Below are 14,975 nucleotides of genomic sequence, written 5' to 3'. Positions count from 1 at the left end.
ACCTGACGCACTTCCAGGGAAAGGCCACTTCGTACGATGTTTGACGTCGAGTCGGACCGGACGTCCGCTTCCGGGATCCCCCTCACCGGCGGGCAGTCCGGTATCTGGCTGGCCCAGCAACTGGAGCCGGACAGCTCTGCCTACAACATCGTCTTCACGCTCGGCCTCCGCGGCGACGTCGACCCCGCCCGGCTCGCCGAGGCCGTCCGCCGGGCCGTCGAAGAGGCCGAGTGCCTGTGGGTCACCGTCGTCCACGGGAGCGACGGGCCGCGCCAGACGCTCCGTACCCTCCCCGTCGACGTCACCGTCGTGGACCTGCGCGCCGTCACCGACCCCGAGGAGGCCGCGGCCGCGTGGACCGCCGCCGACCGGGACCGGCCCGTCGACCTCGCCCGCGGTCCGCTCACCGGCCACGCGCTGCTGCGGCTCGCCGACGACCACGTCCTGTGGGTCCAGCGCTACCACCACATCGTCGCCGACGGCATGGGCGCCGCCCTCGTCACCCGGCGGGCCGGTGAGCTCTACACGGCGGGGGAGCAGGCGCCGCCGCCCGGCGAGCGGTCCCTCGCCCGCCTGGTCGCCGCCGACCGCGCGTACCGGACGTCGCAGCAGCACGGCGAGGACCGTGACTGGTGGGCCGACCGCATGGCCGGCAGGACCGAGCCCGTGCGCCTCGTCGAGCGCGGCACGTCCCCCATGACGCGGCGCCTGCGCCGTACGACGGAACTCACCCCGCGGGACGTCGACCTGCTGCACGTCGCCGCCCGCGGCGCGGGCGTCCGCCCGTCCCGCGTGCTCGTCGCGGCCGTCGCCGCCTACCTCCACCGCGTCAGCGGCGAGCAGGACCTCGTCCTCGGCCTGCCCGTCACCGCCCGCCGGGACGAGGTCTCCGCGACCGTCCCCGGCATGGTGTCCAACATCGTTCCCCTGCGCCTGGCCGCCGGTCCCGCCGTCACCGGCGCCGACCTGGTCGCCCACGTCCGCGACACGGTCGCCGACGCCGTCGCCCACGGCCGCTACCGCGCCGAGGACCTGGCCAGGGACCTCGGCCTCGTCGACGGCGTACCGGAGCTCGTCGGCCCGACCGTCAACATCCTGCCGCGCCCCGACGGCCTGCGCTTCGCGGCCGACGGCGCCGAGCTCGAGGCCGAGCTGCGCCCGGAGTGGCTCGGGCCCGTCAGCGACCTCGCCTTCAGCTTCGCCGAGACCCGGCAGGGCCGGGGTCTCGCCGTCCATCTCGACGCCGACGCGGACGTCTGCGACGAGACCGCGCTCGCGGACCACGAACGGCGATTCCTCGCCCTGCTGCACGCCTTCACCGAGGACCTCGACCGCCCCATCGGCCACCTCGACATCGCCTCCGCGGCCGAACAGGACCTGGTGCTGGCCGAGTTCGGCGTCGCACCGCGCGAGGTGCCCGAGCTCTCCTGGCCCGCCGCCTTCGAGCGGCAGGTCCGCCGCAGGCCGGACGCCGTCGCCCTCGTCTGCGAGGACCGCGAGCTGACCTACGCCGAACTCAACGCCTCCGCCAACCGGCTCGCCCACCTCCTCGCCGCCCGTGGCGTGGGCGCCGAGGACGTCGTGGGCGTCGCCCTGCCCCGCTCGCCGCAGCTCGTCGTCGCCCTGCTCGCCGTGATGAAGGCCGGTGCCGCCTACCTGCCGCTGGACGCGGACCACCCCCGCGACCGCATCGCCTACATGCTCGGCGACGCGGGGGCGCGGACCGTCCTCACCGTGCGCGAGCTCGCCGGCGAACTCCCCGAGGCGGGAGGCGCCGGTGGACTCCCCGAGGCGGGAGGCGCCGGTGGACTCCCGGAAGCGGGAAGCGCTGGTCGACTCCCCGAGGCCGGCGTCGCCGGTGGACTCCCCGAGGCGGCCGACGTCACCCACCTCCTGCTCGACGACCCGGCGACCGAAGCCGCCCTCGCCGTCCAGGCCGACACCGACCCGGGTGTCCCGGTCGCCCTCGACCAGGCCGCGTACGTCATCTACACCTCCGGCTCGACCGGCCGCCCCAAGGGCGTCGTCGTCCCGCACGACGGTGTCGGCAGCCTCATCGCCACCGCGACCGACCGGATCGGCATCACCGCCGACAGCCGGGTCGTGCAGTTCGCCTCCGTCGGCTTCGACGTGACGGTGTGGGACCTCGTCATGTCGCTGTGCGTCGGCGGCCGGATCATCCTGGTCCCCGCCGAGCGACGCGTCGCGGGCCCCGCGCTCACCGACTACATCGCCCACCACCGCGCCACCCACATGATCCTGCCGCCCTCGCTCGTCTCCGCGCTGCCGCAGGAGTGCGAACTCCCCGCCGGCGCCGTGCTGGTCGTCGGCACCGAGGCGGTCCCGGGCGAACTGATCGCCCGCTGGGACGGCAGGCTCCGCGTCGTCGTCGCGTACGGCCTCACGGAAGCGAGCGTCAACTCCACGCTCTGGCTCGCGGCGCCCGACCGCCCCGGCCCCGCGCCCATCGGCCGGCCCGACCCCAACACCCGCGCCTACGTGCTCGACACGGCGCTCCGCCCGGTGCCCGTCGGCACGGAGGGCGAGCTGTACGTGGCCGGGCGCGGCCTCGCCCGCGGCTACCTGGGCCGCCACGGGCTGACCTCCGAGCGCTTCGTCGCCGACCCGTACGGCGAGCCCGGCACCAGGATGTACCGCACGGGCGACCGGGTCCGCTGGGGCGCCGACGGCAATCTGGAGTTCCTGGGCCGTGCGGACGGCCAGCTCAAGATCCGCGGCCACCGGATCGAGCCCGGCGAGATCGAGAGCGCCCTCATGGCCTGCCCGGGCATCGCGCAGGCCGCCGTACTCGCCCGCGAGGACCACCGGGGCGTGAAGCGTCTCGTCGCCTATCTGGTCGCGGAGGCGAGTGGCGAGCCGGCCGAGGAGGCGGTGACCGCCGCGCGCGCCCACGTGACCGAGGCGCTGCCCGACCACATGGTCCCGTCGGCCGTCGTCGTCCTCGACGGACCGCTGCCGCTGACCCCCAACGGCAAGCTCGACAGCAAGGCGCTGCCCGAGCCCCGGTGGACGGCCATGACCGGCGCCGACACCCCGGGCACCCCGGCCGAGACCGCGCTCGCCGCGCTGTTCGCCGAGGTCCTGGGTCTGCCGTCGGTGGGCGTCCACGACAGCTTCTTCGAGCTGGGCGGCGACAGCATCGTCGCCATCCAGCTCGTCAACCGCGCCCGCGAGGCCGGTCTCGCGATCACCCCGCGCGAGGTGTTCCGGAACAGGACCGTCGCCGCACTCGCCCGGATCGCCGGCGAGACGGTCACCATCCCGGCTCCTCGGGTACGGCTCGATGCGGACGCACTCCCCGTCTCCCCGCTACAGGAAGGTTTCTTCTTCCACGCGGAGTTCGACGACCGCGCCCCGGACCTCTACGTCGTCCAGGAACTGCTCGACCTCGCGGGCCCCGTCGACCCCGACCGGCTGCGCGGCTCGCTCCAACTCCTGCTCGACCGGCATCCGTTGCTTCGCGCCTCGTACCGTCAGCTGCCAGGCGGCGAGATCGTCCAGCGGCTCGCCGACCACGTCACCCTGCCGTGGCGGGAGGCAGACACCGCCACCACCCCGCTCGACGAACTCCTGCGCGCCGACCGCGCCGAGCGGTTCGCCCTCGACCGGCCGCCGCTGCTGCGCGCCACCCTCGTCAGGGACGGGCAGCGCCACCGGCTCCTCCTCACCCTGCACCACATCGTCGCCGACGGCTGGTCCGTCTCCGTCCTCCTCCGCGAACTGGCCGCCGCCTACCGGGGAGCCGCCCTGCCGGAGCCCGTGTCGCCGGAGCCGTACCTGGCGTGGCTCGCGGGCCGCGACCGGTCCGCCGCGCGCGAGGCCTGGCGCGAGGCCCTCGCGGGACTCGACGGGCCGACCCGACTGACCGAACCGGCCGCACCGTCGGGGGCGTTCGGAGCATCCGCACCGTCGGGAGCGTCCACACCGCCGGCCGCGTCGACACCGTCCGAAGCGTCCGGAGAGGCCTCCGCCCCGTCCGGACCCGCCGCCTCCGTCGCGGCGGACGCGCCGGTCCGGCCCGAGCACGTCGACACCCGGCTTCCCCAGGACCTCACCGCCGGGCTGTCCGCCTACGCCCGGACCCACGGCCTGACCCTGAGCACCGTCCTCCACGGCACCTGGGGCCTCCTCCTCGGCGCGCTCACCGGCAGCCAGGACGTAGTCTTCGGCACCACCGTGTCCGGTCGCACCACGGAGGTCGCGGACCTCGCCTCCGCCGTCGGCCTCTTCATCAACACCGTCCCGGCCCGCGTCTCCCTGCGCGCCGACGAGTCGCTCACCGACCTCCTGCGACGGGTCCAGGACGAACACACGGCCCTGCTCGACCACCAGCACCTCGGCCTCGCCGACATCCAGCGGATCGCGGGAGGCGGTGAGCTCTTCGACACCCTCGTGGTCCTGGAGAACTACCCGACAGCCGAACCCTCCGACGGAGCCCGGCCGGACGAACCGCTCATCACCGGCACCGAGGTCCTGGACGCCGTGCACTACCCGCTCGCGCTCGTCGTCGAGCCTGCCGACGGCGGCCTGCTGCTGCGGTTCAAGCACGACGCGGCCCGCCTCGACCAGGTGGCCGTCGCGGTCCTCGCCGGCCGGTACGCCGCCCTGCTGCGGACCGTCGTCGCCGAACCCTCGCGGCTCGTCGGCCGGACCGGACTGCTCTCCCTCCGCGAGCGGGAACACCTCACGGAGCTCAACGCCACCGGGCACCCCGTGCCCGAGGCGACCCTCGCCTCCCTCTTCGCCGCGAGCGTGGCGCGCACGCCGCACGCCCCGGCCGTCGTCTTCGAGGACACCACCCTCACGTACGCCGAACTGGACCGGCGCGCCGAGGCCCTGGCCCGAAGGCTCCGGGCACGCGGCGCGGGCCCCGAGCGGTACGTCGCCGTCGCGGTGCCGCGCTCGGCCGAGCTGATGGTCGCGCTCCTCGGCGTCCTCAGGTCGGGGGCCGCCTACCTTCCCGTCGACCTCGACTACCCGGCCGACCGGGTCGCGTTCATGCTCGGCGACTCGGGCGCCCGCACGGTCGTGACGACCGCTGAGGCCGCCGGACGGCTGCCCGCCGTCCCGGGCCTCGACCGGGTCCTGGTGGACGCGGGGCCGGGGCCGGACGAGGAGCCCGGCACCGCCGAGCCCGTGCCGGCCGTCGCCGGACCCGACCACCCCGCGTACCTGATCTACACCTCGGGCTCCACCGGCCGCCCCAAGGGCGTCGCCGTCACCCACCGCGCCATCGTCAACCGGCTCGCCTGGATGCAGCACGCGTACGGGCTGACCGCCGACGACCGGGTGCTCCAGAAGACCCCGTCCAGCTTCGACGTGTCGGTGTGGGAGTTCTTCTGGGCGCTGACCGAGGGCGCGGCCGTCGTCCTCGCCCGGCCCGACGGCCACCGCGACCCGGCCTACCTGGCCCGCCTGATCCGCGACAGCGCCGTCACCACCGCCCACTTCGTGCCCTCGATGCTGGCCGCGTTCGTCCAGGTCATGGAGGCCGCCACGGACCTCCCCGACTGGGCCGCCGGCCTGCGCCGGGTGTTCTGCAGCGGTGAGGCACTGACCGGCGCCGACGCCCGCCGCTGGTGGGACCTCACCTCGCGGGCCTCCCGCGACGGGCGGGGACCCGTACCGCTGCACAACCTCTACGGCCCCACCGAAGCGGCCGTGGACGTCACGTACTTCCCGTACGAGGGCGGCGGCGAGGGACACGACGAGCCGGCCGTGCCGATCGGCCGCCCCGTGTGGAACACCCGGCTCCACGTCCTGGACCCGTTCCTGCGGCAGGTGCCCGACGGAGTGCCCGGCGAGCTGTACCTCGCCGGCGTCCAGCTCGCGCGGGCCTACCACGAGCGGCCCGGGCTGACCGCCGAACGGTTCGTGGCCGACCCGTTCGGAGCGCCGGGTGAGCGGATGTACCGCACCGGCGACCTGGTGCGGCGGCGTGCCGACGGGGCGGTCGAGTACCTCGGGCGCACCGACCGCCAGGTCAAGATCCGCGGCAACCGCATCGAGCCGGGCGAGATCGAGACCGCCCTGGCCGCCCTTCCCGGCGTCGCCCGCGCCGCCGTGGTCGTACGCGACGGCGCACTCGTCGGGTACGCCGTCCCGGACGCCGGTGCCGCGCCGGAGAGCGGGGCGCTGCACGCGGCGCTCGTCGATGCGCTTCCCGCGCCCATGGTGCCCGGCGCCGTCGTCGTCCTCGCGGAACTGCCGCTGACACCCAGCGGCAAGCTCGACCAGAACGCCCTGCCGGCCCCTGAGGCCGCGCCCCGGGCGGACGGCCGCGCGCCCCGCGATGAGCGCGAGCGGGACCTGTGCGCGATCTTCGCCGACGTCCTCGGCATCCCCGGGATCGGAGTCGACGACGACTTCTTCGTCCTGGGCGGTGACAGCCTCAGCTCGATCACCGTCGCCACCCGCGCCCGCGAGCGCGGGCTGACGCTCGGCCCGCGCGACGTGTTCGTGTGCCGGACGCCCGCCGCTCTCGCCGAGGCGGCCGCCGCCGCGGCCCCGGCCGAGCCCCCCGCACCCCAGACACCCGTGACACCCCAGACACCCGAGGTACCCGTGCACTCAGACGGCGTGACCGTCTCCGCCGACGACGCCGGGCAGGCGGCCGCCGCCCTCCAGGCCGTCCTGGCGCTCCAGCAGCAGTCCGGCGCGGCCGTCGACCCGGCCCTGAAGGCGCTGCTCGACCAACTGACCGCCGCAGCGCCCGCGGCCCCGGCGCCCGCCCCGGCACCCGAGCAGGGCCCGCTGGGCGGACTGGCCCTCACGGAGGAGGAGACCGCGCGCGTCCACGCCGCCGCCGGGCTCCCGGTGGCGGACGTCTGGCCGCTCTCCCCGCTCCAGGAGGGCATGTACTTCCACGCCACCTACGACGCGGGAGACGCCCTCGACGTCTACCAGTCCCAGGAGGTCCTGGACTTCGACCGCGAGGTCGACGCCGACCGGCTGAGGGCCGCCTGCCGCGCGCTCCTCGCGCGCAACGCGAGCCTGCGCGCGGGATTCACCAGTGACGGTCTGCCCCGGCCCGTGCAGTTCATCGCGGACGGCGCCGAGATCCCGCTGTCCGTGGAGGACCTGGCCCACCAGCCCGAGGAGGAGCGGCGGACCCGGGTGGAGGAGCTGCTCGCCGCCGACCGCCGGCAGCGCTTCGACCTGTCGGCCGCGCCGCTCTGCCGCCTGCTGCTGATCCGCCTCGGCGACGGCCGGGACCGGCTCGTCGTCACCCACCACCTCATCCTCTGGGACGGCTGGTCCGCCTGGCTGTTCCTGGAGGAGCTGTTCACGCTGTACGAGCGGGCAGGCGACGCCACCGGTCTGCCGCTGCCCGGCTCGTACCGCGACTACCTCGCCTGGCTCGACGCCCAGGACACCGCCGCCGCCCTGGACGCCTGGCGCGGGACGCTCGACGGCTTCGACGAGCCGACGCTGGTCGCCCCGTCCGGACGCGACGCCGGCCCGGTCATCCCGGCCGACTTCGACGCCCTCCTCGGCCAGGAGAGCAGCGACCGGCTCCGCGCCCTCGCCCGGCGCCACGGACTCACCCTGAACACCGTCCTGAACGCCGCCTGGGGCCTGGTGCTGTCGGCGATGACGGGCCGCGGCGACGTCGCCTTCGGCACGGCGGTCGCCGGCCGCCCGGCGGACGTGCCGAACGTGGCCGGCATCATCGGCATGTTCCTGAACACCGTCCCCGCCCGCATCGCCTTCGCCCCGGACGAGCCGCTGCTCGACCTGCTGCGGCGGATGCAGTCCGAGCGCGCCGCCGTCATGCCGTACGAGTACGTGGGCCTGGGCACGCTCCAGCAGGAGACCGGCCACCGCCGGCTCTTCGACACCCTCTTCGTGCTCCGTTCCGCCGACGGCGAGGACCGCGCGGCGGAGCTCCGGGCGCGCCACGGCATCACCGGCGTCTCCAACGTCGACGGCACCCACTTCCCGCTCACCCTGATCGTCACGCCCGGCGCGCGCCTGCGGGTGACCCTGGCGGCCAGGCCCGACCTCTTCGACGCCGAGGCCGCCGCGACGATCCTGGCCCGCTTCACGGCGGTCCTCGACCGGCTGGGTGAGGCCCTGGAGTCCACGGAAGGCGCCCGCGCCGCCCGGACCGCCGGGGTGGACGTGCTGCTGCCGGAGGAGCGCGCCGCGCTGGAGTCCGGCCGGGCGGCCACCCGCGAGGATGTCCCGGACGAGACCGTCGCCGACATGCTGACGGCGCAGGTCGCCCGTACCCCCGACGCCGTGGCCCTCGTCTTCGGCGACCGCGCCCTCACGTACGCCGAACTCGACGCGCGGATCAACAGGCTCGCCCGGCTGCTCCTCGCGCGCGGCGCCGGACCCGAGACGGTCGTGGCGCTCGCGCTGCCCCGGTCCATCGAGATGGTGGCCGCGCTCTTCGCCGTCCTGCGGACGGGCGCCGCCTACCTGCCGCTCGACCTCGACCACCCCGCCGACCGGTTGCGTCTGATGGCCGAGGACACCGGGCCGCTGTGCCTGCTGTCCACGACCGCCGTCGCCCCGACGCTGCGCGGCCAGGACGGTCCGGTGGCCCCCGAACTCCTCCTCGACGAACCGGCGTTGGCGGCGGAGCTGGCCGCACTGTCCGGCGACGACCTGACGGACGCCGAGCGACCCGCGTTCGCGCGCGGTGTTCCGGACCGCCTGGAGCACCCGGCGTACGTCATCTACACCTCCGGCTCCACCGGCCGCCCCAAGGGCGTCGTCACCCCCTACCGGGGTCTGACGAACATGCAGCTCAACCACCAGAAGGAGATCTTCGACCCGGCGATCGCCTCGGCCGGCGGACGGCGTCTGCGCATCGCGCACACCGTCTCCTTCGCCTTCGACATGTCCTGGGAGGAGCTGCTCTGGCTCGTCGAGGGCCATGAGGTCCACGTCTGCGACGAGGAGCTCCGCCGTGACGCCGAGGCCCTCGTGGCGTACTGCGACGAGCACCGCGTCGACGTCGTCAACGTGACCCCCACCTACGCCCAACTCCTCATCGAGGAGGGCCTGCTCGACCGGGACGACCAGGACGAGACCGGCGGCCGGCACAGGCCCGCCCTGGTTCTCCTCGGCGGCGAGGCGGTGTCCGACACGGTCTGGTCGCGGCTGCGCGACACCGACGACACGTACGGCTACAACCTGTACGGCCCGACCGAGTACACGATCAACACCCTCGGAGGCTCCACCGCCGACAGCCCGACGTCGACCGTCGGCGTCCCCATCCGCAACACCCGCGCCCATGTGCTCGACACGATGCTGCGCCCCGTGCCGCCGGGCTGCCCCGGCGAGCTGTACATCGCCGGCACGGGCCTCGCCCGGGGCTACCACGACCGCGCGGGCCTCACTGCCGAGCGGTTCGTCGCCGACCCGTTCGGCGAGCCCGGCGAGCGCATGTACCGCACGGGCGACCTCGTCCGGCAGCGCCCCGACGGCCTCCTCGACTTCCTCGGCCGCACCGACGACCAGGTGAAGATCCGCGGCTACCGCATCGAGCTCGGCGAGATCGCCACGGCCCTGTCCGCGCACCCGGAGGTGGCGCACGCCGCCGTCGTCGTCCACGAGACCGCCGGGACGAAGCGCCTGGTGGGCTATGTCGTACGGGAGGAGTCCGCGGGCCCCGCCACGTCCGCCGCATCTGCCGGCGCCGCCGACTCCGCTGCTTCCGGCGACCCCGACTCCACCGACTCCACCGACTCCGCCGACGAGACGTTCGGCCGGCGGCTGCGCGAGCACCTCAAGGCCGGCCTGCCCGACTACATGGTGCCGTCCGCGCTGGTCACCGTGGCGACCCTGCCGCTGACGGTCAACGGCAAGCTGGACGTCAAGGCCCTCCCCGCCCCCGACATCGCCGGCATGGGCAGCGGCGAGACCCGGGCGCCGCGCACCCCGCAGGAGGAGACGCTGTGCGCGCTCTTCGCGGAGGTCCTCGGCCTGGCCGAGGGCAGCGTCGGCATCGACGGCGACTTCTTCGACCTCGGCGGCCACTCGCTGCTCGCCACCCGGCTCGTCAGCCGCGCCCGTACCGCGCTCGACGCCGAGCTGGCGATCCGCGACCTGTTCGAGGCGCCCACCGTCGCCGAGCTGGTGGAGCGCGCGAACGCGTCGCGCGGCGCGGCCCGCCCGTCCCTGACGGCGTTCGCGGCGGCCTCCGGGGCGTCCGCGGACTCCCCGGAGGCCGACCGGCCGGCCGAACTGCCGCTCTCGCACGCCCAGCAGCGCCTGTGGGTCATCCAGCAGATCGAGGGCACCTCGGCCGCGTACAACTTCCCGCTCGTCATGCGCCTGCGGGGCGCCTTCGACCGCGCGGCCTGGAGCGCCGCCCTCGCCGACGTCACCGCCCGCCACGAGGCGCTCCGCACGGTCTTCGGCGAGCGCGAGGGGCAGGCCTTCCAGCGGGTCCTGCCCGCCGGCGTCCTCCCGGCGGTGGAGCATCTGCGCGCCACCGAGGACGAGGTGCCGGGCATCGTGGACGCCGCCGTCCGGCGGCCCTTCGACCTCGCCGCCGAACTGCCCGTCCGCGCCACGATCGTGGAGGTGGCGCCCGACGACCACGTCGTCGCCCTGCTCCTGCACCACATCACCACCGACGAGTGGTCCGACCGCCCCTTCCTGCGGGACCTGACCACCGCCTACACGGCCCGGCTCGACGGCGCCGCCCCCGACTGGGAGCCGCTGCCCGTCCAGTACGCCGACTACGCCCTGTGGCAGCGGAGCCTCCTCGGCGACCCGTCGGACGGCGACAGCCTGGCGGCGCGACAGCTGGAGTTCTGGGACACGGCGCTGGCCGGCGCCCCGGAGGAGCTGGAGCTGCCCACCGACCGGCCGCGCCCCGCCCGTCCGGCGTTCACCGGCGCCGAGGTCGACATCGCCTTCGACCGGACGGTCCACGAGGGCCTCAGGCGGCTCGCCCGCGAGACCGGCGCCAGCATGTTCATGGTGGTGCACGCGGCCGTCGCCGCCCTCCTGCACCGGCTCGGCGCGGGCACCGACATCCCTCTGGGCGCACCGATCGCCGGACGGGGTGACGAGGCCCTGGACGAGCTGGTCGGCTTCTTCGTGAACACGCTCGTGCTGCGGACCGACCTCGGCGGCGACCCCACCTTCACCGAGCTGCTCGGCCGGGTGCGGGAGACCGACCTGGCGGCGTTCTCCCATGCGGACGTCCCCTTCGAGTCGGTCGTGGAGAAGCTCAACCCGACCCGCTCGCTCTCCCGGAACCCGCTGTTCCAGGTGATGGTCGGCTACCACGCCCGTACCGACGACGAGCTGCGACTGCCGGACCTCCAGGCCTCCTACGTGCCCTTCAGGATCGGCACCGCCAAGTTCGACCTGGTCTTCAGCTTCACCGAACACACCGACGGAGGCGGCGGTGCCGGCTCCCTCGGCTGCCGCCTGGAGTTCGCGGCCGAACTCTTCGACCGGGAGACCGCCGAGCTCGTCGCCGACCGCCTCCGCAGGCTGGTCGAGGCCCTCGTCGCGGCCCCCGACCAGCCCGTGTCGCGGGCCGAGATCCTCTCCGCCGAGGAACGCCGGCTGGTCCTCGAAGGCTTCAACGGCGCGCCCCGCGAGGTCGAGGAGCAGACGCTGCCCGCGCTGTTCGCCCGCCGGCTCGCCGAGCGCCCGGACGCCGTCGCCGTCGTCGACCGCTCCCGTTCGGTGACGTACGCGCAGCTCGACGCCCGTGCAGACCGCCTCGCCCGGCTGCTCGCCGCCCGTGGCGTCGGCGCCGAGAGCGTGGTCGGCGTGGCCGTCCCGCGCTCGGCGGACATGATCGCGACGGTCCTCGCCGCGCTGAAGCTCGGCGCCGCCTTCCTGCCGCTCGACCTGGTCCACCCGGGCGACCGGCTCACGTACATGATCGAGAACTCGGGCGCGGCGGTCGTCGTCGGCACCGAGCCCGTCGCCGGCAAGATCCCCGACGTGCGGGGCGTCCCGGTGCTCCTGCTCGACGCCCCGGAGACCAAGGCCGAACTGCAGGCACTCGACGGACCGCTGCCGTCCGTCGGCCCCATCGGCCTGCACCAGGCCGCGTACGTGATCTACACCTCCGGCTCCACCGGCCGCCCCAAGGGCGTCGTCGTCCCGCACGAGGGCATCGCCAGCCTGGTCGCGACCGCCGTGGACCGGATGGGTCTCGAACGCGACAGCCACGTCCTGCAGTTCGCGTCCATCGGCTTCGACGTCTTCGCCTTCGAGCTGGCCATGGCCCTGTGCCACGGCGGCCGGCTCGTCCTGATCGCCGACGAGGCCAGGGTCGCGGGCCCCGCGCTCACCGACTTCCTCGCGGACCAGGAGATCACCCACATGATCCTTCCGCCGTCGCTGGTGTCGGCGCTGCCCCCGGGCTGCGCCCTGCCCGAGGGCTCGACCGTCCTCGTCGGCACCGAGACGGTGCCGCCGGACCTCTTCGAGCGGTTCGGCGCCACGGCGAACCTGATCTGCGCGTACGGACTCACCGAGGCGACGGTCAACTCGACGCTCTGGCCCGCGCGCGAGCACGGCGGCCGGGCCCCCGGCCGGGTCCCGATCGGCCGCCCCGACCCCAACACCCGCTGCTACGTCCTCGACGAGCACCTGCGACCGGTGCCGCCCGGTGTGGTCGGCGAGCTGTACGTCGCGGGGCGCGGTCTCGCCCGGGGCTACCTGGCGCAGCCGGGGCTCACCTCGGAGCGGTTCGTCACCGACCCGTTCGGCGCGCCCGGCAGCCGCATGTACCGCACGGGCGACCGCGCGCGCTGGCGCTCCGACGGCAACCTCGACTTCCTCGGCCGGGTCGACACGCAGGTGAAGATCCGCGGCTTCCGCATCGAGCTGGGCGAGATCGAGGCGGCACTCGCCGGCCACCCGTCCGTCGCCCAGGCGGCCGTCCTGCCCGACCGCGACGGCGACATCGTCCGGCTCGTCGGCTACGCCGTACCGGAGACGGTCCAGGGCGCGCCGGGGGAGCTCGACCCGGCGGAACTGCGCGCCCACGTCGCGGGGCTGCTGCCCGAGTACATGGTCCCCGCGCTCGTCGTCGCCCTGGACGGTCCGCTGCCGCTCACGCCGAACGGCAAGCTCGACCACAAGGCGCTGCCCGCGCCGGAGTGGTCGGCGATGACCGGCGACGCCCACCCGGTGACACCGACGCAGGCCCGGCTCGCCGAGCTGTTCTGCGAGATCCTCAAGCTGGACGCCGTCGGCGTCCACGACAGCTTCTTCGCGCTCGGCGGCCACTCGATGGCGTCGATGCGGCTGCTAGGCAGGATCCGCGCCGAGTTCGGCGCGGAGCTCAGCATCAGGGACGTCTTCGACGCCCTGACGGTCGCCGGCATCGCGGCCAAGCTGGACGGCGCGACGGCCGCGCGCCCGCCCCTGCGGGCGGCGGCCACCGCACCCGAGACGGCGGCCGGCCTCCCCGTCGCCCCGGTTCAGCGATGGCAGTGGAACACCTACCGCACGAACCCCGGCTTCGACCACGCCCTGGTGCTGCGCTCGCCCGGCGGGCTTGACGGCGAAGCCCTCGCCGCCGCGCTGGCCGACGTCACGGCCCGGCACGAGCCGCTGCGCACAGCATTCACCGAACAGCCCGACGGGACGGTACTGCGCCGGACCGTCGAGGCCCCGGCCCTCGCCTCGGAGGAATGCGCGGACCTTGACGCCCGCCTCTCCGAACTGGCTTCACACACAACCGACTTGACGGAGGAACCCGCAGTCCGGGCCCGGCTGCTCACCGCCCCCGACGGGACGCAGGCGGTCCTGCTGACCATGCACTACCTGGCGGTGGACGAATGGTCCGTGGTCCCGCTCTTCCGCGACCTCACGGCGGCGTACGCGGCGCGCACGGCCGGCCGGGCACCGGCATGGGAGCCGCTGCCGGTGACGTACAGCGACTACACCCGCTGGGCGCACGAGGTACTGGGCGACCTGGACGACCGGGAGAGCCGGGGCGGCCGTCAACTGGCCTACTGGCGCCGCACACTGAGCGGCTCCCCGCGCGAACTGCCGCTGCCGGCCGGCAGCGACGCCTCCGCGAAGGCGGCGGCCGGGGTCGTCGAGTTCACCCTCGACGACCGCCTGCACGCCGACGTCGACCGTCTCGCCCGGGCGACCGGCACGAGCATGTTCATGGTCCTGCACTCGGCGCTGGCGACCCTGCTCACCGCCCACGGGGCGGGCACCGACCTGCCCATCGGCACGATGGTCGCCGGACGCACCGACGACCAACTCGCCGACCTGGTGGGCTGCTTCTTCAACACGGTCGTGCTGCGCACCGACACCGAGGGCGACCCGACCTTCGGCGAACTGCTGGCCCGCGTCAGGGAGACCACGCTCAGCGCGCTCGACCGGCAGGACGTCCCCTTCGACGCGGTGGTCCAGGCGGCGGGCCTGCGCCCCGAGGGCCCGCAGGTTATGGTCATCCACCACGAACAGGCCGACCTCGACCGCCTGGAGGGCGGCGTGGGCGCCCTCCTGACCGTACCCACCGGAAAGACGAGGGCGGACCTGACGCTGTCCTTCTACGAGCCGCTCGGCGACGGACCCGTGCACTGCGGCATCGTCCACGCGCCCGAGCGGATCAGCGACAGGCAGGCCCGCCGCCTGGCCGAAGAACTCCAGACCCTGCTGCGCACCGTGGCAGCCGACCCCGGACAGCCGCTCTCCGAGCTGTTCCCCGCCACACCCATGAGGAGCGACAACGCATGACGACCAACCCCTTCGAGGACCCGCAGGGCCGCTTCCTGGTCCTGGTGAACGAGGAGAACCAGCACTCACTGTGGCCCGCCTTCGCCGCGGTCCCCGCAGGCTGGCGGACCGCCTTCGGCGAGGACACGAGGGAAGCGTGCCTGACGTACGTCGAGTCCCACTGGACCGACCTCCGGCCGGCCGGCCTGGTCGCCCGGCAGGGCTGACCGGGCAGGCCTGAGGAAGGTCTCGGCGAGAAGCGAAGAAGGAGGGGCGTCACG

General features: G+C 74.7%; 2 protein-coding genes. Both read left to right on the top strand.

Translation table 11 applies throughout. The features are described from left to right. Positions 1 to 36 precede the first annotated feature (36 nt). Positions 37 to 14,715, top strand: coding sequence for a non-ribosomal peptide synthetase (locus tag IE124_RS18665; RefSeq protein ID WP_189508900.1), 14,679 nt, complete (start codon positions 37 to 39; stop codon positions 14,713 to 14,715). Continuing rightward, positions 14,712 to 14,921, top strand: a complete 210-nt coding sequence (locus IE124_RS18660) for an MbtH family protein (protein ID WP_189508899.1) — start codon at positions 14,712 to 14,714, stop codon at positions 14,919 to 14,921. The genes IE124_RS18665 and IE124_RS18660 overlap by 4 nt, the downstream gene beginning before the upstream one ends. Positions 14,922 to 14,975 lie beyond the last annotated feature (54 nt).

This window comes from Streptomyces narbonensis, assembly GCF_014649015.1.
In the GTDB taxonomy this organism is placed as follows: Bacteria; Actinomycetota; Actinomycetes; order Streptomycetales; family Streptomycetaceae; genus Streptomyces; species Streptomyces narbonensis.
This window is presented reverse-complemented; position numbering and strand designations above follow the sequence as displayed.

Coding starts and splice junctions, on each gene's coding strand:
- IE124_RS18660 (WP_189508899.1), top strand. CDS start 14,712: ATGACGACCAACCCCTTCGAGGACCCGCAGGGCCGCTTCCTGGTCCTG.
- IE124_RS18665 (WP_189508900.1), top strand. CDS start 37: ATGTTTGACGTCGAGTCGGACCGGACGTCCGCTTCCGGGATCCCCCTC.